Here is a 23888-nt window from a genome sequence, read left to right as displayed (position 1 = left end):
GCCCGCATCCCGTAAAGCATCCATCACCCCCCGATCCGATAGGCCGGTCTATCATCCCAACCTTTCGCAATATGCACCGGAAATGTGCTGATTCCTTGTGTGAAATCTCTGAAAAAGTGGCGCGAGAAAATTTTCGTTCTGGCGCGAGAAATTTTTACTTCCCGAACCAAAACGAAAATTTTCTCGCGCCATGTTTTGCGGACTGACGACCGGACAAATTCCCGCGCGTAAACTCTTTGGCAACAAAGAATAGTCTCATTGCTTGAAAAGAGACTTCAGTCGCTTTTCTGTACAGTGCGATAGAAGGAGGAAAGATGGCGTCGGAGGGGGGCTTGTCAGAGGGTGCGCTTGAGGCGGAACAGGAACTCCAGACCGCCTTCGGAGCGGTTTTTGACGGTGATCTCTCCCTTGTGGAAGAGGACTGCGTTCTTGACGATGGAGAGGCCTAAGCCCGTGCCGCCCGTTTCTCTCGTTCGCCCTTGGTGTACCCTGTAGAATCGCTCGAAGAGCCGTGTCAGATGCGATTCGTCCGAGATCCCCACTCCCGTGTCGTAGAATGAAAAGTAGAGATAATCCTCGTCCTTGCGGTAAAGATCGATGATGATCTGTATGTTTTCGCCGCCGTAGCGGATGGCATTCTCCGTCAGGTTGCGGAAGATGGCATAGAGCAGGCTCTCATTGCCGGTCAAAACGGTATCGGACGGTAGATTCGGCCGGAAGGATATGCGATGTGCCGTAAAGTCCGAGGCGAAGTCCTTGCCGACTCTTTCCAGCAGTTTGCTCAGATTGATCGGGGAGAGCTTGAAAAGAGCGGTCGACTCGTCCAGCTTCGTGATCAGGCTCATGTCGTGGATCAGATCCGATAGCGCCAAGGTGCGATGATAGGCCTGTTGGAGGAAGTACTCGCGGGTGGCTTGGTCGGGGTTCTGCTCCAGGAGTGTTTCCAAATATCCGCGAATACTCGTTACCGGCGTGCGTAGTTCGTGGGCTATATTGCCCGTCATCTCTTGTTTGATGCGGTGCATTTTCTCGTTTTCCGTCACATCGTTGAGTACCATTTCGAACCCACCGTCTTCGAATACGCCTGCTCGCAGGGAGAAGGCTTTGCCATGGCGTCTGATCCGGCTTTCGTAGGAGGTTGTTTTGCCCCCTCCTTTCACAAAGTCGAAAACAGGGGCAAAGAGGGGATCTTCCGCCAGCGTTGCTGCGCTGATGTCGTTGCAGTCGCTGATGGCATGCAGATACTGAACGAAAAGACCGTTGAAGAAAAGAACTTCGTGTGCGGGGGTGAAAAAGCAAACTCCTTCGCGCGAATAGAGTACATGCTGGGCAAGGCGTTCGCGTTCGTAGTCGATTGCTTGCGTTTTCTCCCGAAGGTCCTGATAGTTGCGCGCTATTTTCCGGCTTACTTCGCCCAGCTCATCGTCGGGGAATGTCTCTCCCGCTGCTGCCGTGTCGGGGTTGATGGCCAGATCGCGAAGGCGTCTGACTGCTCCGCTCGTGCTGTGCGCCACCCGGCCGATGAGCAGGAGGGTGACGGCCAGGAGGGCGATAGCCCAATAGAAGAAGGGGGCATCCATCCGAAGCAGATAGCGCACTTCGGTATCGTAGGGGAGAGCTACCCGTATGAAACGGGAGCCGAGCTTTTCGGCCAGGTAGAGATATTTGACTCCATCGGACTGGGAGATGCGTATGTCCGTCCCATGCCGATGACGGGAGGCCGTTACGATCTCGGCACGCGCCGAGTGGTTCTGCATTTGCTCCGAGCTGTCTATCACATTATCGAAGAGGACTACGCCCTTGTGGTCGATGATGCTGACGCGTATGGAGCGGGGGAGAAGGGGCAAAATGTGGCCGAGTCTGTGCCGATAGTCGGCCGTGGTGTCGGGGGCGGCTTTGTCTATAATGGATACGTATTCTGCCAGCCGATCCTCAAGAGCTTGTTTTTTGATCGTTCGCTGCCGCCACTGTCCTATCAGGATCACTCCTGCAAAGAAGAGCAGGAAAAGACATCCGAATCGGAGGAAGAGTTTGCCCTTGATGTTCAGTCGCATAGGAGAGCGGGATTGAACCGATAGCCGTAGCCCGAACGGTTGGTCAGCATGGGAGCACATACACCGAGTTTTTTGCGAAGCCGGGTAATGTGTACATCGACCGTTCGTTCGGTGATATAAGGCGTTTCGCTCCAGACCTTCTCGATAATCTCGCTACGGGAGAGCACGCGGTCGGAGGAGCGAACGAGCAGGACGAGCAGTTCCATCTCGGTCTTGGTCAGCTGTACGGGTTCGCCGGCCACGAATACTTCTTTGGTCTCCGGATTTATTTGCAGATCGCCGCAGACGATCAGGCGGGATGAAGCATGATGTTCGTCTTTCGCGCCTGTCGAACGACGCAGGACGGCTCGGACGCGGGCAACGACTTCTTTGATGGAGAAGGGTTTGGGGATGTAGTCGTCTCCTCCGACCGAAAAGCCCGTTAGCATATCGTTCTCGGTATCCTTGGCCGTAAGGAATATAATAGGAGTGGTGTCGCGCCTTTCTCGGAGGGTCTCCGCCATCTTGTATCCGGACATGCCGCCCATCATCACATCCAGCAGGATCAGGTCGAAAGGAACGGAGAGGGTGATCAGGGCTTCTTCCGCGGAATGGGCGCTGCATACCTCGAAGCCTTCGCTTCGGAGGTTATAGGCCAGGATTTCGCATATGCTGTGGTCATCGTCCACTATCAGGATCTTATATGCCATGCTGTCGTTGCAAAAGTTTGGATACCAAAGATATGGAATAATGGAAATGGAGCTGTCCGGAGCAGTAAAAAGAGGTGGAGGTAACCCGGGGTTGTGTCAAAGTCCATTCTTTGCACAGCCCCGGTTCGGTTCGTAAGAATGCGCAAAAAGTGTAAGGTGCTTCTCCTAATCGGCTTTGCTTTTGTTGTGCTTGAGCACTTTTGCATCCACATAGAATACGATCTCCTCCACGATATTGCCGCAGTGGTCGCCTATGCGCTCCAGCTTGCGGATCAGTAGCAGCAGCTTCAGACCGCAGTAGATGTGTTCGGGATGCTCCGTCAGGAACTGGGCAAGGACCTTGGGGGCTGCATGATAGATGGCATTCACCTCTTTGTCGCGGGAGAATATCCGACCCGCTATTTGGGTGTTTTCGCTTTCCAGTGCCACGTAGCAATCCGATAGCATGCCCTGCAGGACGGTAAATATCTGTTCCATTTCGAGTTTTTCTATCAGAGATGCCGGGATGCCTTGGCAGTCTTCATCGAGTACATGCATAGCGATGCCGGCGGCAAAGTCGCCTATCCGCTCCAGCATGCTGCAGATCTTCATCAGCGAGAGGGTCAGTCGCAGGTCTATGGCCACGGGGCTATAGAGGGCTATGTAGTTCTCGCAATCGCTTTCGATCTTCAGCTCACATACATCCACTCGTTTCTCCCTGCTGATTACTTCGCGTGCCAGATCGGTGTCGTTCGTCAGAAAGGCCTGACGGGCTTTCTCCAGTTGGGATAGCACGAGCTGCCACATGCGGTTTACTTCCTCTTTGAGGAGGATCATTTCTTGTTCGGTATGCTTCATTGCAGTTTCCTTGTTTGAATTTAAGTGTTTGGGAGGGGAGAACGATCAGCCGAAACGGCCGGTAATGTAGTTCTGCGTTTGTTCGGAATCGGGCGACAGGAACATCTTCTTCGTATCGCTGTATTCGATGAGTTGGCCGAGCATGAAGAACCCCGTCTTGTCGCTCACGCGTGCTGCCTGCTGCATATTGTGTGTGACGATTACGATCGTGTACAGCTCCTTGAGTCCATGTATCAGCTCCTCTATCTTGGCTGTGGAGATGGGGTCGAGAGCCGATGCCGGTTCGTCCATGAGCAGGACGGAAGGGGAGATGGCCAAAGCTCTGGCTATACAGAGACGTTGCTGCTGGCCACCGGACAGGGCAAAGGCGGATTTCTTCAGTTTGTCCTTTACTTCGTCCCAGAGTGCAGCCGCGCGTAGGGACTCCTCCACTCGTTGGGCAATGAATTGCTTATCGCCCATCGAATTGACGCGCAGGCCGTATGCCACATTCTCGAAAATGGATTTGGGGAAAGGGTTTGGTTTCTGAAATACCATACCCACCTTCTTGCGCAGGTCGTCTACGGATATGGATTTGTCGTGTATGTTCACACCATCTATCAGGCATTCCCCCGTGAGGCTGGTTCCCTCGATCAGGTCGTTCATGCGGTTGAACAGGCGCAGGAAGGTGGACTTACCACAGCCCGAAGGACCGATGAGTGCCGTTACCGTATTGCTCTCCATCTTCATGCTTACCGACTTGAGGGCGTGGAAGTCGCCATAGAAAAAGTCTATATTTTTCGCTTCTATCATTGCTGTTTAGGCAGATTGTTTCTTGTTTTTGGACATATAGGATCTGATACCCGTAGCTATCAGGTTCATCAGTAGTACGATGGTGATCAGCACAAGAGCGGTGCCGTAAGCTATCGGCCGCGAGGCTTCAATGTCCGTTCCGCTGGTGGCTATCACGTAGAGGTGGTATGGCAGTGCCATGACCTGATCGAATATGCTCGAAGGGAGCTTCGGCAGGAAGTAAGCGGCAGCAGTGAAGAGGATGGGAGCCGTCTCGCCGGAGACCCTTCCGATGGAGAGGATGAGGCCCGTCATAATATCCGGAAAGGCTGCAGGCAGTACCACCCTGAATATCGTCTGCAGCTTACCTGCCCCCAGGGCATAGCTACCGGTGCGGTATGAATCGGGTACGGCTTTCAGTGCTTCCTCCGTCGTTCGGATCACGAGGGGCAGTGCCAGCAGACCGAGCGTGAGCGAGCCGGCGATGATAGAATCGCCGAAACCCATGGTATTCACGAACAGAGCCATACCGAACAGCCCGAATACGATGGAGGGAATGCCGGCCAGATTGTTGGTCATGATGCGGATGATGCGTACAGGCCACCCGTTGCGTGCATACTCCCGTGTGTATATGGCGGACATGATCCCCACCGGGAAGGCCACGAGCATACTGCCTGCCACGAGGCAGAGTGTACCGACGATGGCCGGATAGATACCGCCTGCCGTCATCCCTTCGGTCGGAGCTGTGGTGATAAACTCCCAGTTGATTACCCCGATACCATTATAGATAATGAATCCGAGCAAGGCCATCAGTAGCACCAATATGGAGAATCCGAGTATCCGAAAGGTGAGAAACGCTATGCGTTCGCTGTTTTTCTTGTTCAATACCATTGTTTAGACCGATGCTTTGGGTTGTTTCTTGGAGATTACTTCAGCCGTTATGCTGATGATCATCGTGATCACGAATAGAATACATCCCAGCAGGAAGAGTGCCTGATAGTGGGAGCTACCTGCAGGTACCTCGCCCAGCTCTGCTACGATCGTGGCCGGAATGGTTCGTACCGATTCGAAGAAGGAGGTGGGCATGACGGCTGCATTGCCTGTAACCATGAGCACGGCCATCGTCTCCCCTATGGCTCGGCCGATCCCCAGTACTACGGCGGCCGATATGCCCGATTTGGCATAGGGTATCACGACTTTGTAGACCGTCTGCCAGCGGGTAGCCCCGAGAGCCAGACTGGCTTCTCGCATGGATCGGGGAGTATTGTTCATGGCGTCCTGAGCCACCGTGATGATGGTGGGCAAGGCCATGATGGCGAGGATGAGGCTGCCCGTAAAGGCCGTTTCGCCGACGGAGAGACCGAAGGTTTGCTGTACCCAGGGTACCAGCACGACCAATCCCCAGAAGCCGTAAACGACGGAGGGTATCCCTGCCAGTAGTTCGATGGCCGGTTTGAGTATCTTGCGAATACGCCCCGAAGCTAGTTCGGACAGGTAAATGGCTACACCCAGGCCCAACGGAAGGGCCAGAGCGATAGCTCCCAAGCTAACCAGTAGCGTGCCTAATATAAGCGGGAGAATACCGTATAACGGGGCGGGAGAAGCCGTAGGCATCCACTCCGTTCTCCCGAAGAAGTCGCTAAGCGAAATGTCGCCCGTGTCCATAGCCCGTACTACTCCGCTGTCCGCAGGAGCATATTTCTGCGGCAGGAAAGCGATGATGCCCGGATTGGCTGCGATCACCTCTCCTATCTTATCGGGGAGGAGCGCATAGTTCTCGCCTAATTCTTCCTCGCTGTAGATAGAAAACAGGTCATCGATACGGAAGAGCATGATATCCTGATCGTCTCCTCCCAGTTGGCTCCAATTGGTTATTTCTCCATCGAAAATCCGTTTGATGTCATGTGGCGACAGCTTCTGTACTCGGTTGTCGGCATGGCGATAGAGGGCGTATCCCTCTTCAATCACGGGCGAACGGAAAAGGCCGAGCCCTTCATTGAAGAGGAACAGTGTGATAAGCACAATAGCGATGCTCGTAATGGCACCGCTAAGTGTAAAAAGAGCCTCTACCATCCGTCCGAGGATTTTCTGTAGGAACTTCATAATTTGTGTTGAGGCTTGTGTTTATCTATTGGGGAAGGAGCTTATTTGATGCTGATAAAGCCGACTTTGTCTACGATGTCCTGCCCTTTGGGGGAGAGAACGTAATTGACAAAAGGCTTTACTTTGGCTTCTGATCGTGTGTCGTAGTAGTAATAGAGCGGACGTACGATCGGATAGCTCTTATTCTTGGCATTGGCTACCGAAGGGGCCGTGAAAGTCTTGCCCGAATCGAAGGAAACGGACAGGGCCTTTACTTCTTTGTTCAGGTAGGCAAGTCCTACATATCCAATGGCACCTGCCGTCTGACTAACTGACTGAATAATGGCTCCCGTGGCCGGCATACTCATGATACCGTTCATATAGTTCTTATTGCCGAGTACGACTTCCTTGAAGAATTCGTAAGTGCCCGAAGAGGTCTCACGAGAGTAGGGTACGATCTTCATATCGGCACCGCCTACCTCTTTCCAGTTCTTGATCTTGCCTGTGAAGATGCCTTCCAGCTGCTGACGCGTGAGCTTGCCGACTTTGTTGGACGGATGCACCACTACGGCCAGAGCATCGTATGCGATCACTACCTCCTTGACCGAGCGGCCACTCTCCTGTAGTTTCTGGCGCTCTGAGAATTTGATTCGGCGCGAAGCCTGTGCGATGTCAGTAGTACCGGACATCAGTGCTGCTATGCCGACTCCGCTCCCTCCACCGGTGATGGTCAGGCGAGCAGACGGGTTCTCTTTCATATACTGCTCGGACTCCTTCTGTGACAAAGGCAATACTGTGTCGGATCCCTTGATACGCTGTGCCTGAAGAGAGAAAGTCATAATGGTAAGCATCGCTCCGGCAAAGAGTGTTTTCTTCATTTTCATTTTAGTTTTTTGAATCGTGTGTAATTGGGTTTCTTATTACCTGAGCCAAAAGTATAGCCCACTTATTACGCCCATATGTCAGGATTGTTATGAATTTGTTACAACAGCTCTTTTGCTATGATTCCGATGTTTTTCTTCCGCCGATCTCCTTCCCCTTGATAATACGAGAAGGCCGAAACCTCGGGTGGAATACCTGAGGTCTCGGCCTTTGTATGTGTAGCGTCGGGTTCGTTTCTTCCCGTGCGCTTGTGTGCTATGTGATCAGAATTTGTACTGTACGCAGAGGTAGAGACGGTTGTCCTGACGGTCCTTTGTGTAGGAGGAAAGAGACGCGGTTTTCTCGTTGTTTACCCATTCGTGGTAGGCCGTAAGTTTGATGGACGATGTCGCTCTCCAGATCAGTCCCAGACCCAAGGTTTGGTATGCGATGTCTGCTTTCCCGGTGTAGCCCTTGCCGATTTCGTCTTTCGAAACCTTCGTATTCGGGTCGTACCAGTCGTATTTGGCAATAGCAGTGAAAGGTAGAGTGGCTATATCCTGTGCCAGCAGTATGTAACCGCCCGAGACGGGGCGGATATAGGTGTCGGCCGTCGGCAGAGAAGAGGAGTTCGGGCTTTTGCTGGAAGCATCCGTGCCGGGCTGCGTTCCACCGATAAATTCGCCACGAAGACGTGTCATACCCGTTGTGCTGCTGTAATAGGAGAATTGGGCATCCACGCCGTAGTAGCGACGCGTGGCGAATGCGCCTTTGTTGCCCTCCTTGTCATCGAGTTCGAAGTCGCTCCCGTTCATGCGGAATACTTTGGTCGACCCTTGATAAACTCCACCGCTATATAAAGATGCTCCTATCCCCCACTCGATGGCGTTGCCGATGGTATTGCCGGCAGAGATCCGTCCGATAAAATCTTTGCGGTTGTCGATCTCCGGCTTGATGCCGTTACCGGCGAAGAGTCCGGCTTCGAGCTTGAGGAAATGCCATGGAGAGGTTTTGCCTGTCTGGAGTACAACCTTGGCTCCCAGATCGCGCTCATTAGGGAAAAGGGTACGGAAGATCATAGAGCGTTCGGGCGATTCCCGGCGTGAAGAGGAGTAGCCTATTTCATGACCGAAGGGACGATCGAATAAGCCGGCACGGATCGAGCTGGCATCTCCGAGCGGTGATTTCAGATCCATGTATGCATCTTTCAGCCCTACGCCTTTTTCCGTAACGTCCATTTGCAATACGACGCCACCCCACTTGTCCCCATAGGCGAATTTGAGGTGTCCGCGGCGGATACCGATACGGTTGAAAGCCTCGTCCGTATTCTCGTTGGGGCTGCCCACATTGAGAGAAGCCTGCTTCTCTCCATGCTGGAAGTACCCCTGCACGTAGCCCGAGATCTTGATTTTCTTGTTTTCCCGAGTGACCTCTTCCTGTGCCGCCACACGCTCCTCCAGAGTACGGATAATGCTGTCTTGTCGGTTGTTTTGAGCGAAAGCTGCCATGCCGGAGAGGCAGAAGCAGATTGATAGAATCAGATTCTTGTTCATATTCATCTTGTATTATTCTTGTCACAAAGGTAGACCGTGGTTATTACAAACTCATTGCGTCCCGGCTACCTTTCAAATATCAAATTTCCGAAGCACGTGTCTTTGGTCATGCCATTCGGACGTTACGAACATAAATCATTTCAGCATGGTTCGCAAATTTCTGCTTTTACTATTGGAAATTACAGTTGTCCCAAGTCTTGGATACTCCCGTTTCTTTTATTCCTCACTCCAAATAGGTTCTTTATTCCATTCATTAAGAAACCCCTGTTTGTAAATAGGTATTTCAGGATTCTCTTTTATCAAAGCAATAATCTTTTTCCGGTAACTATCTCCCGCATCAATAGCCTTACACAAATAAAGCATTGCGGTAATCGCAAGATATGGCTTCTTTTGTGCGACTTCCGGAAGAGGTTTTTGCAACCATATCCTTTTGGGATTCTTGACCTCCATTGGACGTTTTACCATATTCCTACTCCATAATCGAGAATGATGGGCAACGATATTCCTCAAATAAGAAATGGCTTCCAGCCAACTTGATAACTCATTATGCAGATTGAGTCCGAATTCATTGGCAATTCTCGCTTTCTCCGGAATGTGGTGCTTGAGATTCTTGTATATCTTTGAAAGCGTCCCAAAGGTAGCCACCTCAAAAATAATCCATGCATCAGGTTGCTGAGTGAGAGATACACATTTCTTATCTTCCCACACTCCGTATTTGTGTTTGTACTCTTTTATGAAAACTTCACTGCTACGCATAAATTCATTCATCAAATCCTCTAAATGCTGCTGATGAAGTGCTTCATTGTCAAAGAGAGTATTGTCCGTATAATACAGACCACCATAGGATTGAGATAGATGGTAAATCATCTTTGTACGTAAGGCGATCTCTATCGTTTCGATGGCATCGAATAAAATAAGCCGTAATTCTTTGTCAAAAGAATACCGTGCAATAACATCTTCAAAGCGAGAACCTGTTTGAAAGACATGATTGACTTTGTCCTGTTGCATATCCCACCAATAGCCTTTTAGTCGATAGTAACTGATATTTCTCAGATGAAGACAAGCAAAGTCCTCATCATTTATAATCATACCTCTTTGTTTCAGCAATTCTATTTGTTCTTGAATAGAACGCGATTCTTTATTAGCCATATGACATAAAAAAATGACTCGCCGGCAGATCTTACGGTATGCCAAGCGAGTACTGTTATTTTCGAAGTGCAGGAATCTGCAACTATCTTTCCACTTGCAAAGGTAAGCATTTATTTGTGGAATGTGCATGATCGGGACAGCCTATTCTACTTGTTGGACTTAATACGTTTACAAATCGCTTCTGTAGTTCGTTAATACTACTATGTGATGCTTAGCAGTGCCGGCATATTAAATGATATGTTAGTTTTTCGTGGTCTATGCAGGGTGGGATGTAGGGGCTATTGACGGGTTCAATATGTGTATAAATGGTTTCTGTTGCAGGTGGGGGAGTTAATGCCTACCTTTGTTTCACAACAAAAAAGAAAGAAATAATTAAAAACGTAGAAGATTATGAAAAAGATTCTTGAAGTAACAGGTTTGAAAGAGCAGAATCTTGCTCCCGTTGTGAAAGGTTTGTCCGGTCTGTTGGCTGACCTCCAAGTGTATTACTCCAACCTTCGTGGATTCCACTGGAATATCCGTGGCGCAGAGTTCTTCGTTCTGCATGAGCAGTACGAAAAGATGTACGATGACCTCGCAGGAAAGATCGACGAAGTAGCTGAGCGTATCCTCCAACTTGGTGGCAAGCCTGAGAACCGCTTCAGCGAGTACCTGAAAGTGGCTGAAGTGAAGGAAGAGCACGATCTCGTTTGTGCTGCAAGTACACTGAAGAATGTGTCCGACACGCTGCAGATCATCATTGCCAAGGAGCGTGACATCGCAGAAGTTGCCGGTGAGGCCGGTGATGAGGTAACTGTGGATCTGATGATCGGTTTCCTCTCTGAGCAGGAGAAGCTCGTTTGGATGCTGTCTGCTTATGCCGCAAAGTAAAAAACTCTTGAGGATGGGGCAAGGTTAAAGTACCAACCCCAAAAGAAAAAAGCGATGTTCGAAAGAGCATCGCTTTTTTGTTGCTGTATCTCTGTTGGCTAAATGCGAATCGGAGACCGGCAGCTTTATTCCAGGACTTCTTTGTTACCCTGTGTAATGAGAGCATTAGCTTCGCGAATGTGGCGGCGATTCTTCCGTACCTGACGGTAGTAGATGAGGCAGGTAGTCAGGAAGTAGACGATCGTGTGTAGCCAAAGAGCCATATACTCGCTATTGACCTCTCGTAGATTGGCACCCATGGACTTGATTTTGATGTATCCGTTGATGCCGAATGTAGAGGGGAAGAGATGGGAGACAATGCGCCAGCCCTCCGGTATGGATGCACCCGGCCACGACACTCCGGAGATAAAGAGGAGCGGTACGGAAGTAAAGACGAAGATCATCATACAACTTTCACGATGGCGTACTAAGACAGAGAGCGACATGGCGAAGAAGATGCAAGCCAGCAGATAAGGCAGGGCAAAGAGAATCAGATCCATCGCTTCTGCCAGCTGGATAAAGCCGAACATACGAGGCACGATAACCAGTGTATAGCACAGCACTGGTACGTAGATGGTCAGATAGGCCAGCCCCTTCCCAAAGACAATACGGAGTGCACCGGAGTAGTGGCTGATGTCCGTAGGCACGAGATCGTGAAACTTATTTTTCTCACGCGCCGTACCGGCCGAGAGGCCTATACCGAGCAGGAGTGTCTGCTGTATGATCAGGATGAGCACGGCAGGCAGCAGGAACGAAGCGAAGCCGGCGGACGGATTGTACAGTGCCACGTCCTCATAGTTGATGGGGTAAGAGATGATCTCTCCCTGACGCTCCGTAGCACCCACGCTGCGCGCTATCTTGATCTCCTTGTTCATCTCCAGCGAAACTTGTGTATTGGCAATGAGCAGGCTCTTGTAGTAGAGCAGTCCACTCATATCGCAGTAGAGGGAAATATGGGCCTTTCTGCCGGTATTGAGTTGTTGGGAGAAATCCTCCGGAACATAGATGATACCATAGGCATTGCGCCTGCGGATCTGTTCCTTGGCTTCCTCCATGTCGGTGCAGTGCCCTACGATGCTTACTTCTGGAGTGGCATCTACCCTTCGCAGGTAGTCACGACTCGATGCCGAGTTCGATCTGTCCACCACCATGGCCGGTACATCGCGTACCACTTCGAGGCTGTATATATAGCTGTAGAGAAGTGGGTAGAGGAGGGGTACTATGATGAAAAAGATGACCATACCCATATCTCTGAACGTCTTGCATAGCTCGTACCTCCATATGGCAAAGAGGTCTAAGAACATCGTCAGGAAGAATGCCGTAGAAAAGCGTCGAGGCTGTTTCGGAGTAATATCGGACATGTCAAGAGACGTATTTGTGGGTTAGGAGTATGTGCTTGAGCCGGCGAAGGAGCAGCAGTGGCAGCAGTGCGAAGATGACGAAAGCGAGGATATTGGTCCAGGCATATTGCAGTGAGAATCCGTCCAAAGCACTGGTCACGTAAGTTAGATAGTAATGCCTCAACGGGAATAGCACGCTGGCGGGCTGTATGATGGTGGGCATACCGAGAACGGGAAATGAAGCTCCGCATATGGAAAAGGAAATAATGCCCCACAGAGAAGCAAAGCTAAGCCCCAACCTCATCGTCGGCAGGGTGACGAACATGAGTACGCCCAAACCCTGACAAGCGAGGATGAAGAGATACATAAGGATCAGCATCGGCATAAAACCACCATTGATCGGGTAGGAGAGGAAGCCGTACAGATATACGTCTATAAAAGTGCCGATAAGCATGAATGCCACCGTTTGGGGTAGCAGCTTGCCCAAAAGAGCGATGGACATGCTGCCGCCGGCCATTTCCATCCATTCGCGAGCTGTCGACCTCTTGATCTCCATGGCTATGCTACACACTGTGACCATAAAGATCAGCAGACCCAGCACGCCGGGTATCATGATGTTGCTCAGGTAGATGGAGTAGTTGAGCCACGGATTGCCTATGGGGTGGGTGTCGATGACGATCGGCTGCAGCCACTCCATGGCCTGGCTTTCGGTGGCTCCCCGGGCATACAGCTGCGAACGAGCGGCTGCACCGGCTACCAGCTCGCTGATCATCTTATTGTCTCTGAAGAGGAGCGAACCGCCCACCATATAGGCATAGTTGGTATAGAAGGAGAGCTTGGGTTGCTTCTGTGCGTAGGCATCCCGTGTCATTCCCTCAGGGATATAGTAGTAACCGTATATCTCACCTCGCTGTACCGCCAGCCGAGCCTCGCGTACACTCTCGAACTGCTTGACGATTTGGGTTTGCTCCATCGAATTGAGGTGGCGTGCTATGGTGCGCGACGTCTGTGTACGATCGAGATCCACAACCCCTGCAGGCAGGTTCTGCGGCAAACCCATATCCATGATAGAGGGGAAGAAGAGACAGCAAAAGACAGGAGCTATCACCATGCAGAAGAGGAAGAGGGCGCGACTCGACAGTTGTCGTACCTCTCTGCGCATGGTGGCTATAAGGGCTGTCCCGTGCATGACCTTACTGCTCATCGTTACTTGCGTATGATCACGGACATACCCGGGCGTAGTTTTTGTGCCTTGTCATTATCGACGAGGGTAGCCTTTACCTCGAACGTTTTCAGGTCGTACTGCCCCGTTGTCTTGGTCGCTTTCCAAGCCGCGTAGGTACCCATGTTCTTGACAAATGTGATCTTGAAGCGTACTTTTTCTTCATTCAGAGCAGGTACTACCGTCTCCAGGACGCTTCCCATGGCCATATTGCCGAGGAAATCCTCCCGAACGGCAAAGCTCGCCCACATATCGTTCATCTCGGCAATGTTCATGATAGGTGCGCCGGTGCCTACGAGTTCGCCGGCTTTGGGGAATATCTCCGACACTTCGCCGGCCCGTGGGGCTATGAGGTAGGTTTCATTGATGTACGACTCCACCTCGGCGACAGCCCCTCTGGCCCTATCGACGAGGGCAGAAGCCGCCAACTTGTCTTCGCGTTCAGCACCGTTGCGAGCCATATTGTACTGGGCTTCGGCCGCTTTTTGCGTAGCGATAGCCGCATCGCGCTGCGCTGTGGCTTCGTCCAACTTCTGAGCCGGCACAACTCCTTGGTCATAGAGGTTCTGCACGCGCTGGTACGTCTTGGTCGCTATGGCTACGCCGGCTTGTGCTTTCTGCCACATCTCATAGGCTGCCTGTATCTGTTCGCTGCGTGCCCCTTTGAGAGCCTTGGCATTCTGAGCCTGTGCAGCCGCTTCGGCAGCCCTTGCCTGTTCCATCTTGGCTGCTACGTCGGGGGCTTCGATGATGGCGAGGGTATCGCCGGCCTCTACCTGCTGCCCTTCGGATACCCTAAGCTCCTTGATGCGCCCGGGTACTTTGCTGGACACCCGGTATTCGGTCACTTCGATCTGTCCTTGGATAATCTCCTCGGCAGGTTTGAGCATGAAAAACCCAACGATCGTCACCACTGCGATGACTCCCAGCAAGAGGAGAAAAGCCGGGAATACGATATTACGTTGTTTGTTGTCCGTCATAATGATAATATGTTTGATCAGATGAATAACGAAATAAGGAAAAACGGTATCATTCCGAAACGACTTCTTCCGGAGAGAGGTGTCCCGAAGCCTTGCGCAGCATCAGTTCGGTCAGTTTCACATCGATCTGTGCATCGATCTTTGCAGACCGGGCCGATAGCCATGCCGTCTGCGCTTCCAGTACGTTGGAGGCCGTTATGATGCCCTCACGAAAACCTACATTGGCATAGCGCAGGTTTTCTTCTGCTTTCTCCATATTCTTCGTGGCCATGACAAGGCGTTTGCCTGCCTCCCGTACTTTGAGGACACTTTGGGAGAGCTGCAGCTCGATGCTTTCGCGTGCTTTGGCAAGCTGTTGGGCTGCGATGCGAGCTTCCGCTTTGGCCGCTCTTACCTTATGCGTGCCTTGTCCCCAGTGCCAGATGGGAACCTTGAGCATCACACCCACATTCCACATGCCTCCGAATTTGTTCTCGAAGCCGTTGAAGGAGGACGGATTAGTCACTATATAGTTGCCCACGAAAGCCAGCGAAGGCAGATATTCCGACCGTGTAAGCCGTATCTTCTGTTTGGAGATTTGCTCTAACAGGGCGAGGCTCTTGAGTTCGGGGCGGTTGTCGAGCGTATATTGCAGGTCGGCCTCTGCCGGAGCAATGGCTGTCGGCAGTTCTTCTTGCCCTTCGTCTGCGAGGACGATCTTCTCTTCCAGGGGTAGTCCTATCGTTTGGCACAGGAGCATGCGCGAGAGGCTAAGCCCGTCCTCTACCTTGGCGAGCGTCATCTCCGCTTCGTTCACTTTTACCGATACGTTGAGACCGTCGGCACGGGTGGCCAATCCCTCCTTGATGAGCTTCTGAACATCGTTGTCGAGCTTCGTCAGCAACTCCAGATAGCTCACGGCAAGGCGGTGCTTATTGGCCAGGGAAACTACCTGCCAATAGGCTTGGTCGGTGGCGAGGATCACATCCTGCTGTCCGGTCTTGTGCTGCCAGTGTGCTATCTCTTCTGCATAGCGCGTGATGCGATTGTAGGCATATATCTTGCCGCCTACGTACAGCGGTTGGGTCAGGGTCAGTACACCGGCATAGACGTTCCGAGTGTCGGTACGGAGGGCATCGACAAGGTGTGTGCCGAAGGCATTAAGCCCCTGACTCGTCTGGGCGGCTATCTGCGGCATCATGGATCCGATAAGGGGAGCCAAATCGGGATGCTGGGCGAGGATGGACTGAATGGCCGTCGTGATGTAAGGATTCTGGCCTACGGCTGTGACAAGGTCGGTGCCGAGATTCTGGAGCTTGTGCTTCTGCTCGTCGCTCAGTAGTGATACTTCCTTTTGGTTGTGCAGATAGGTACCTGTGGCCGAGATCTCGGGCAGGTAGCTGGTGAAAGCGGCTTTGCGAGTACTGGTAGCCGCATTTATCTTCTCGCGACTTATGGCCAAGTCTCTGTTGTGCTCGAGAGCGAGGCGCCGGCATTCGTTCACGCTCAGTACTCTTTGCCCATATACAGGCCACAAGGAGCACGCCAAAACGCATGCGGTAATCAATCGTTTCATACCTGAGTCTTATTTGTCTCTATCGCAAAAAAGGGGTTTCGATCGGATAGTTCCTACCGTGCCCCCATCTATTCTTCTTCGAACTTCGTCCCAAAGGTAAGGAAATGCGGCTGATAAATAAAAATCCAACAGTGAAAAAATGCAAGGGATTTTATACCAAGTGTTTCGAGTTAGAAAATTAACCAAGTAGGTTTTCTAAATGTTGGTCGGTCGATTTCCAACAAGAAGGGGATCAAAATCATAAGGATGTATTCTTCCCCCGAGGGCATAGCGGTAGGATGCGAATGTTTGCGATTCATTCGGCTTCGGCTTTTTGATTACATTTGCACACCGACAAAGCCTTTCGCTTGAAGGTAAATATCTGTATAACAGATAGATCTTGTCGTGTGAATAGAATTTGTATTGACGAATCATCAAACGATATGTATATGTACTCCGACTTCATCCTAATGTGCAAACGGTCGATGGTAGAGCCCTTTCTGCCATTTGCTTATTCGATATTCAGGGTTTTTGAACCGGTCGGACAGCCTTTCCTATTATGAAGTAAAGAGAGATAAAGCTTTCCCAATCTCCATCAAACAGATAAGGCACGCACTCGATTCATCTACGAATCAAGTGCGTGCCTCTTTTTTGTAAGCTCGTGAATCGGCCTTTTGAGCCGTCCGAACTATATATAAATCAGGTACGATTTATATACAAATAGAAAACGATTTATATATAAAACGAAAATGATCTGTATATAAATCGAATTTCATTTATACACAGATCATTCCTGTACTTCATTTAGTTGGATTTTCTTCCCTTTTTAGATTGAATCCAGCTTCCTTTTAGATGCTTATTTGGAATGATTCCAAGTTCGTCTTCGTTGTTGAAAACTTTTTTGGCTTGAGTTTTTAGCCTGTCACACCGTTTGGACTATCGGACGAGGTGCCGGCTTTTACAGCCGTATCAGTATCCGCGGAGGATTCGTTTGATGTCGTTTAGCTTATTGAGGGCCTCCAAGGGGGTGAGGTTGTCGATGTTCAGGTCGAGGATCTCCTCTCTGATTTGGGACAGGACGGGATCGTCGAGCTGGAAAAAGCTAAGTTGATAGCCGTCGATGCTCCTGCCTTTTTCGTCCCGGGGAAGCGTGGGCGATGCATTTTTTACCTTTTCGGAAGGGCCTCGTTTGGTGTCTTTGGTTTTCGGCTCTTCTCCCTCTATTCTCTCCCTTTCTTGTTCGAGCCGATGCAATATGTCCGTAGCTCGCTGTACGATATGAGGTGGCATGCCGCCGAGACGGGCTACCTGAATGCCGAAGCTGTGTGCACTGCCGCCCGGCTCCAATTTGCGAAGAAATAGCATCTTGCCGTCCACTTCGCGAGCCGATACATTGAAGTTGTGTACCCGATCGAGTTGCCCTTCCAGCTCGTTCAGCTCGTGGTAGTGTGTGGCGAAGAGGGTGCGTGGATGCGCTTTGGGATTGTCATGGATGTACTCCACGATAGACCAGGCTATGGAGATACCGTCGTAGGTACTGGTGCCACGCCCTAATTCATCGAATAGTACCAGACTGCGGGGTGTGAGGTTATTCAGAATATTGGAGGCTTCCTGCATTTCGACCATGAAGGTGGATTCGCCCATGGAGATGTTATCCGAAGCTCCCACCCGTGTGAAAATGCTGTCCACCATGCCGATACGTGCACTTTCGGCCGGTACGAAGGAGCCGATCTGTGCCATCAGAGAGATCAGGGCCGTCTGCCTGAGCAGAGCGGACTTACCGCTCATATTGGGGCCGGTGACGATGATGACTTGCTGGCGGTCTGTGTCCAAATAAATATCGTTGGCGATATAAGGTTCATCGGCCGGCAGCTGCTGTTCGATGACGGGGTGGCGGCCGGCTTTGATGTCGATGGTAAAGCTCTCGTCCACTACAGGGCAGATAAATCTGTAGCGGCGTGCCGACTCGGCAAAGGAGAGGAGACAATCCAGAGAAGCCACCGCCTGACTGTCCCGTTGCAGAGGAGCCACGTATCGCTGCAGCTCGGCTACAAGCAGGGCGTATAGCTGTCCTTCGAGGGCGGCTATTTTCTCTTCGGCTCCGAGTATTTTCGTTTCGTACTCTTTCAGTTCTTCCGTAATATACCGTTCGGCACTGACGAGCGTTTGCTTGCGGATCCACTCGGCCGGCACCTTGTCCTTGTGCGTGTTGCGCACTTCGATATAGTAGCCGAATACATTGTTGTAAGCTACTTTGAGACTGGGTATTCCCGTTCGCTCTATTTCCTGCTGCTGTAGTTTGATCAGGTAATCTTTGCCGCTGTATGCCAGTGCGCGCAGTTCGTCGAGCGTGGCATCGACACCATGTGCGATGACGGGACCGCGACCGAGAGCGGCCGGAGCGTCCGGCATCACCTCACGCAATATCCTATCGCGTAGTTCTGTACACAGTTCCAACTTTTCTCCCAGTGCGCGCAGATTCTCTTCATCTGCTTGGGTACAAACTTCTTTGATTGGTTCGAGTGCCTGCAGGGCAACGCGTAGCTGTACCATCTCTCGCGGCGAAATGCGTCCCATGGCACCTTTCGTCACCAAACGCTCCAAGTCGCCTATCTCTGTCAGGTGTTCGGCAATGGTGGCTCGCTCTTCAGGATGTCGGAAGAAAAACTCCACCACTCGCTGTCGGGCTTGTATGCGTGCAGGATCTTTGAGTGGAAATACGATCCATTGTCGCATACGCCTTGCTCCCATAGGCGTTATCGTATGGTCGATGATGTCGAGCAGGCTCTTGCCTCCTTCGTTCATCGGGCTAAGCAATTCCAGGCTTCGGACGGTGAACTTATCCAAGCGTACATACCGGTTTTCATCCAGTCGGCTCAGCGAAGTGATGTGTTGTAGCTGATGGTGCTGTGTCAGATCGAGATAGTTCAGCACGGCTCCGGCTGCCGTTACGGCTATCGAAAGCTCTTCCAGCCCGAAACCTTTGAGGCTTTTCAGGTCAAAGTGCTTGAGTACGCGTAGTCGATTGTTCTCCGAGGAGAAAGCCCAGTCCTCCATGTCGAAGATAAATCCGCTCCAGTGGAAGAGATCGTTGAAGCGAGACCGCTCCGACCGTTCCACGAGGATTTCCTTCGGGCGGTAGTTGGTCAGGAGTTTTTCCACATAGTCGGCATTGCCTTGTCCGGCCATAAATTCGCCGGTGGATATGTCCAGAAGAGAAATACCGAAGACCTCCTTGCCGCAGGAGATGGCTGCAAGGAAATTGTTCTCCTTATGAGAGAGCACATTGTCGTTGGTCGATACGCCGGGAGTGACCAGCTCGGTAATGCCTCGTTTGACCAGCGTTTTGGTCTTTTTCGGATCTTCCAGTTGGTCGCATATGGCCACGCGCTTGCCGGCTCGTACCAATTTGGGCAGATAGGTATCCAGCGCATGATGAGGAAAGCCGGCCAATTCGACAAACTGGGCAGCACCGTTGGCGCGCCGTGTCAGCGTTATCCCCAAGATCTCGGAAGCCACGATGGCATCCTCCGAAAATGTTTCGTAGAAATCTCCCACCCTGAACAGCAGGATAGCATCGGGGTGTTTTTGCTTGATCTGAAAGTATTGGCGCATCAAAGGCGTTTCTACCACAGGCTTTGCCATCGTGAAAAAAGTTGATTGGATAAGAAAAAACGCAAGCGAAGCACATTGTCCCCGGAGAGCTTGACGGGGACTGTGTCAAAATTCATTCTTGGCACAGCTCCCTTTTAGGTACGTAAGAATGCCTAAAGTACAAGGCACTGAGGCTGAAAGGAGCGTACTGTGAAGTACGTGACTGAAGCCGAATGTCGCGCAACGCAGTAATTTGCGCATTATGACACACCGCCATCTCAGCGTCAAAGTACTCCGCTTAGAGAGGTTACGGGTAAGAAGAGAAGAGGATAGAGGGAATAGGGCTTGAGTGGATTACTCCTCGCCCTCCTCTTCCTTCATGTTGTGGAAGACGTTTTGCACGTCTTCGTCTTCTTCGATTCGCTCGATGAGCTTCTCGATCTGTTCGCGCTGCTCGGCGGTCACCTCTTTCGTATCGTTGGGTATGCGGACGAATTCGGCCGAAGCGATCTCATAGCCTGCATCTTCCAGATATTTCTGGATGTTGGAGTTCTCCGAAAAGTCACCGTAGAGAATGATCTCGTTTTCGTCCTCTTCCAGTTCGTCCACACCGTAGTCTATCAGTTCGAGTTCAAGGCTTTCCAGATCCATATCGTCTTTCTTGACGATGTGGAATACGCATTTGTGCTGGAAGAGGAATTCCAAGCTGCCGGAAGTACCGAGCGATCCGCCATGTTTGTTGAAGTAGCTGCGTACATTGGCCACGGTACGTGTGGTATTGTCCGTAGCTGTCTCCACGAAGATCGCGATACCGTAAGGACCATAGCCCTCATAGTTCATCTCTTTGTAGTCCGTATAGTCTTTGGAGGTAGCTTTTTTGATGGCGCGTTCCACGTTCTCCTTCGGCATGTTCTCCTTCTTGGCTGTCTGCACGAGGATACGCAGACGCGGATTGGTCTCCACGTCGGGGCCGCCTTCTTTGGCAGCGATGGTGATTTCCTTTCCTAACTTGGTGAAGACGCGGGCCATATTGCCCCAGCGTTTCATTTTCCTTGCTTTACGATATTCAAATGCTCGTCCCATAATGATATGTCGATTCTTATTTTGTCGATTTTCGTTTGATTGTCAGCGGAGTTGCGCACCGAGCTTTTGCTCCAGAGTCGTCCGTATCTTAGCCATGATAGCCTCTATCTGTTTGTCGTTAAGCGTCTTCTCATCATTGCGCAGGAAGAAGCTCACGGCATAACTCTTCTTTCCGGCAGGCAGGTTCTTTCCCTCGTACACATCGAATAGTTCCACCCTGCGCAGCAGTTTCTTCTCACAGCCATGAGCCAGTGATTCTATTTCGGCAAAGGAAACAGCCTTGTCCAAAAGCAATGCCAGATCCCTCTTTACTTCGGGGAAGCGAGGTAGATCGCGTGCCTCCAATTTGTATCGGGCCGATTCGCTCATGAGGGCATCCCAAAGCAATTCGGCAAAGTAAACGGGTTGCTCGATGTCGAAGCGTTTGATCAGTTCCGTTGATACCGTTCCGAATGTACCCAACAGTTTACCTGAACGAGTCTTGACCTCCATGGCAGATGCGTACAGATCATTGTCAGCTGTCTCCAGCGTATAAGCTCCGGTTTCGATCCCTACGCGGCAAAGTACCTGTTCTACCACAGCTTTCAGTTCAAATACCGAAGTCGGTTCTTCGGGGTGTGCCCAGCTATTGTGCACCCGTTGTCCGCATATCCAAATGCCGAGGCGATCGTCCTCTGCATAGGCAGCAAGGGGAGTCTCGTCCGTGCGCTTTGCGGCATGGAAGCGATAGCATTTACCCCATTCAAAGAGATAGAGGGAGAGATGCTTACGACGGAGGTTGTGGCTGAGCGTCTCCAATCCCCCGAATAGCAGAGTCTGTCTCATGCAGTTTAGCTCCTGACTCAGCGGATTCATCAGCTCCACGGCCGTCTCTCTCGGATGGGTCTTAAGGCCTTCGTAATAAGAACCGGCCGTAAGCGAATTGTTGAGTATCTCATTGAAACCGGCTCCGACCAATTGTTCGGATACGACTGTCTGCCATTTGTAGCGACGATCCGTTTCTGTCTCGTGTCCCAAGCTGGCACGGATATAGCCCGTCAGCTCCACTTGGTTGTAGCCATAGATGCGCATGATCTCTTCGATCACATCCACATCCCGGGTCACATCCGTACGATAGCGTGGTACTTCCAACGTCATTACCCCGTCTTCTTCTTTGCTGATGCGAATCTCAAGACTGTCGAGGATGCTCCGTACCGTCTCAGGCTCTATCGTTCTGCCTATCACGCTGTTCACTTTCTCGAAAGACAAACAGATTTGGTGCGGTTTCAGAGGATTGGGATAGACATCTGTCATCCCACCGAGACGGCCTCCTGTAATCTCCAATATAAGCGAAGCAGCACGACGCAATGCCCAATCCGTGCGCTCCGGATCCAGTCCGCGCTCGAAGCGGAAAGAACTGTCCGTATTGAGACCCAAGCGACGAGCCGTACGGCGTACCATCGTCGGGTTGAAATTGGCACTCTCGAGGAATATGTCCTTCGTCTTTTCCGTTACACCGGAGTGAAGACCGCCGAAAACGCCTGCCACACACATGGGATCGCCGTTCGAATCGCATATCATCAGATCCTCGGCCGTCAGCTTACGCTCCACTCCATCCAGTGTGACGAACGGAGTGCCTTCGGCCACTGTCTGCACATGAACTCGATCTCCTTTGATGAAAGCCATATCAAAAGCATGAAGAGGTTGGCCAAACTCATGAAGGACGTAATTCGTAATGTCTACGATGTTATTGATCGGACGCAGGCCGATCGCCAGCAATCTGTTGCGCAGCCATTCGGGGCTTTCTCCTACCGTAATATCTCTGATCACCAATCCCTGATAGCGTGGGCAAGCTGTGGCATCTGCTACTTTCACGTCTATTCGACTGTCGATGATGTCTGTCGGCAGATTTACCTCCGGCAGTTTGAGTTCTGCAGGTATGCCATTCCGTTTCAGGCTGGCCGCCAAGTCGCGTGCCACGCCATAGTGCGAAGTGGCATCTACGCGGTTGGGCGTAATGTCCACTTCTATGCAGTAATCACTTTCTACATGATAGTACTCGGCGGCAGGCATCCCCACGGATGCATCGTTCGGCAGGACGATAATCCCGTCATTCGACGAGCCTACACCGATTTCCACTTCGGAGCATATCATTCCGAAGCTCTCCACACCCCGAATCTTGGACTTCTTGATGGCAAACTCTTCTTCTCCATGATAGAGCGTGGTGCCCACCGTTGCCACTACCACCTTTTGTCCTGCGGCTACATTGGGCGCACCGCAGACAATTTGCAAAGTGGCATCCGCCCCCACATCTACCGTGGTGATATGCAAATGATCCGAATTCGGGTGCTCCTCACAAGTCAGAACATGGCCGATCACCAAACCTCGCAAACCACCCCGAATCGTTTCGATCTCTTCTACACCGCCGGTCTCCAGTCCGATAGAGGTGAGCGTATCGGCTATCTCCCGCGGAGAGAGAGTGCAAGGCAGGTACTCCAAGAGCCATTTGTATGAGATATTCATCTTTGTTACTCCTTAGTTATATATGTGCTTCAGAGACTCATGGGTCAGGTCTCAAACGCGATTATTATATGTAAGCCCACAAATTTAGCGTTTTTCTTGGGGAGTGTTTGTTTTATGTTCGTCTTGTGCCGCTTTGTACCATCCGAGTACTCTGCTTTCATTTCTCCCAAAGACTCTGTCATATCCATTTTGGTTTGAAAAATTCGGTGTATTTGGGGCTGTAAAACGTGGTCTGAGAAAAATTTTGTTTTGGTGCGGGAGTTGAAAAAATCTCGCACCGGACCGAAAATATTCTCGCGCCATTTTTGGTGGATTTTGGTTTGAGATTTGGGTGATTTACGGCTCGATTTTCGGCTTGTGCGATTGATAACCTCTGTTTTTTTCGACACCCTTCTCTCCCCCGGTGTGCCCTTTATTCCCGACCAGCCGCCAACATTTCCGGCTGAAAAGTCTTTTTGCAGAGAAAATTTTCTTCTTCTCATTTTCCTCCTCTTTCAGTCCTTTTTCTCTCTTACGCGCGCGAACCGTATTATATATATGCCTGTATTTTCGGTTTTTCTCATGGGCGATGTCTTTCCTTTTCCGCATGTTTTGTGGGCATTTTCGAGGAAAAAAGATTTTGAAAGATTTGGTTGTAAAGAAAAAAGGAGTACTTTTGTGACCGCAAAAGCGATCGATGACCGATTGACCGAGGATGAAGGGGTTTTTCCGACAAGCGGGTCGGGGGG

Annotated in this window: 21 protein-coding genes; 3 read left to right on the top strand and 18 right to left on the bottom strand. The window is 51.1% G+C overall.

Annotated elements, in window-relative coordinates; translation table 11 throughout:
* Positions 1 to 23: 23 nt before the first annotated feature.
* Positions 24 to 131 (bottom strand): hypothetical protein, encoded by a 108-nt coding sequence (locus F452_RS12545; protein ID WP_235316763.1) that lies wholly within the window; start codon positions 129 to 131, stop codon positions 24 to 26.
* Between F452_RS12545 and F452_RS11815 the strand changes: the two genes are divergently transcribed.
* The gene (locus F452_RS11815) at positions 85 to 231 is read left to right on the top strand and encodes a DUF1661 domain-containing protein (RefSeq protein ID WP_316928564.1); all 147 of its coding nucleotides are present in this window, start codon (positions 85 to 87) and stop codon (positions 229 to 231) included. The genes F452_RS12545 and F452_RS11815 overlap by 47 nt on opposite strands.
* A gap of 104 nt (positions 232 to 335) precedes the next feature.
* Here F452_RS11815 and F452_RS0101335 read toward each other — a convergent pair whose 3' ends face one another.
* The 9 genes from F452_RS0101335 to F452_RS0101295 all read right to left on the bottom strand — a co-directional run bounded on the left by F452_RS0101335 (position 336) and on the right by F452_RS0101295 (position 9996).
* A complete protein-coding gene (locus tag F452_RS0101335) occupies positions 336 to 2054 on the bottom strand; it encodes a sensor histidine kinase (RefSeq protein ID WP_018964465.1) in 1719 nt (572 codons plus the stop codon).
* Positions 2045 to 2743: a response regulator transcription factor gene (locus tag F452_RS0101330; protein WP_018964464.1), complete on the bottom strand. Its 699-nt coding sequence runs from the start codon at positions 2741 to 2743 to the stop codon at positions 2045 to 2047. The genes F452_RS0101335 and F452_RS0101330 overlap by 10 nt, the downstream gene beginning before the upstream one ends.
* A 165-nt stretch (positions 2744 to 2908) precedes the next feature.
* Positions 2909 to 3580, bottom strand: a complete 672-nt coding sequence (gene phoU / locus F452_RS0101325) for a phosphate signaling complex protein PhoU (protein WP_018964463.1) — start codon at positions 3578 to 3580, stop codon at positions 2909 to 2911.
* Positions 3581 to 3625: 45 nt separating this feature from the next.
* Positions 3626 to 4372, bottom strand: coding sequence for a phosphate ABC transporter ATP-binding protein PstB (gene pstB / locus F452_RS0101320; RefSeq protein ID WP_018964462.1), 747 nt, complete (start codon positions 4370 to 4372; stop codon positions 3626 to 3628).
* A 6-nt stretch (positions 4373 to 4378) separates the two neighbouring features.
* Complete coding sequence (pstA, locus tag F452_RS0101315) at positions 4379 to 5242, bottom strand: phosphate ABC transporter permease PstA (RefSeq protein WP_018964461.1); 864 nt, start codon at positions 5240 to 5242, stop codon at positions 4379 to 4381.
* A gap of 3 nt (positions 5243 to 5245) precedes the next feature.
* Entirely contained in the window at positions 5246 to 6454 is a 1209-nt protein-coding gene (pstC, locus tag F452_RS0101310; protein ID WP_018964460.1) for a phosphate ABC transporter permease subunit PstC, read from the bottom strand.
* A 41-nt stretch (positions 6455 to 6495) separates the two neighbouring features.
* Positions 6496 to 7317: a PstS family phosphate ABC transporter substrate-binding protein gene (locus tag F452_RS0101305; protein ID WP_196246888.1), complete on the bottom strand. Its 822-nt coding sequence runs from the start codon at positions 7315 to 7317 to the stop codon at positions 6496 to 6498.
* Between the two features lie 261 nt (positions 7318 to 7578).
* Positions 7579 to 8847, bottom strand: coding sequence for a hypothetical protein (locus F452_RS0101300; RefSeq protein ID WP_152567383.1), 1269 nt, complete (start codon positions 8845 to 8847; stop codon positions 7579 to 7581).
* Positions 8848 to 9063: 216 nt separating this feature from the next.
* Positions 9064 to 9996: an Abi family protein gene (locus tag F452_RS0101295; protein ID WP_018964457.1), complete on the bottom strand. Its 933-nt coding sequence runs from the start codon at positions 9994 to 9996 to the stop codon at positions 9064 to 9066.
* Between the two features lie 390 nt (positions 9997 to 10386).
* On the opposite strand from F452_RS0101295, the gene F452_RS0101290 reads away from it, so the two are divergent.
* Entirely contained in the window at positions 10387 to 10866 is a 480-nt protein-coding gene (locus tag F452_RS0101290) for a Dps family protein (protein WP_018964456.1), read from the top strand.
* A 125-nt stretch (positions 10867 to 10991) separates the two neighbouring features.
* Here the strand turns inward: F452_RS0101290 and F452_RS0101285 are convergent, their stop codons facing one another.
* The 8 genes from F452_RS0101285 to F452_RS13540 all read right to left on the bottom strand — a co-directional run bounded on the left by F452_RS0101285 (position 10992) and on the right by F452_RS13540 (position 23642).
* Entirely contained in the window at positions 10992 to 12209 is a 1218-nt protein-coding gene (locus tag F452_RS0101285) for an ABC transporter permease (RefSeq protein ID WP_050563580.1), read from the bottom strand.
* A 58-nt stretch (positions 12210 to 12267) separates the two neighbouring features.
* Complete coding sequence (locus F452_RS0101280) at positions 12268 to 13449, bottom strand: ABC transporter permease (protein ID WP_026292088.1); 1182 nt, start codon at positions 13447 to 13449, stop codon at positions 12268 to 12270.
* A 2-nt stretch (positions 13450 to 13451) separates the two neighbouring features.
* A complete protein-coding gene (locus F452_RS0101275) occupies positions 13452 to 14447 on the bottom strand; it encodes an HlyD family secretion protein (protein ID WP_018964453.1) in 996 nt (331 codons plus the stop codon).
* A 49-nt stretch (positions 14448 to 14496) separates the two neighbouring features.
* Positions 14497 to 16002, bottom strand: coding sequence for a TolC family protein (locus F452_RS0101270; protein ID WP_018964452.1), 1506 nt, complete (start codon positions 16000 to 16002; stop codon positions 14497 to 14499).
* Positions 16003 to 16950: 948 nt separating this feature from the next.
* A complete protein-coding gene (mutS, locus tag F452_RS0101265) occupies positions 16951 to 19626 on the bottom strand; it encodes a DNA mismatch repair protein MutS (protein WP_018964451.1) in 2676 nt (891 codons plus the stop codon).
* A 303-nt stretch (positions 19627 to 19929) separates the two neighbouring features.
* Positions 19930 to 20658 (bottom strand): YebC/PmpR family DNA-binding transcriptional regulator, encoded by a 729-nt coding sequence (locus tag F452_RS0101260; protein WP_004583754.1) that lies wholly within the window; start codon positions 20656 to 20658, stop codon positions 19930 to 19932.
* Positions 20659 to 20700: 42 nt separating this feature from the next.
* Entirely contained in the window at positions 20701 to 23160 is a 2460-nt protein-coding gene (gene pheT, locus F452_RS0101255) for a phenylalanine--tRNA ligase subunit beta (RefSeq protein ID WP_018964450.1), read from the bottom strand.
* Positions 23161 to 23204: 44 nt separating this feature from the next.
* Positions 23205 to 23642 (bottom strand): DUF1661 domain-containing protein, encoded by a 438-nt coding sequence (locus F452_RS13540; protein WP_244263758.1) that lies wholly within the window; start codon positions 23640 to 23642, stop codon positions 23205 to 23207.
* A gap of 55 nt (positions 23643 to 23697) precedes the next feature.
* Between F452_RS13540 and F452_RS12390 the strand changes: the two genes are divergently transcribed.
* On the top strand, positions 23698 to 23888 hold a 191-nt coding region (locus F452_RS12390), incomplete at its 3' end, for a hypothetical protein (protein WP_208854511.1).

The organism is Porphyromonas gulae DSM 15663 (assembly GCF_000378065.1).
GTDB lineage: Bacteria > Bacteroidota > Bacteroidia > Bacteroidales > Porphyromonadaceae > Porphyromonas > Porphyromonas gulae.
Note: the sequence above shows the minus strand (reverse complement) of the source record. Positions and strands in the feature narration are given on the sequence as shown.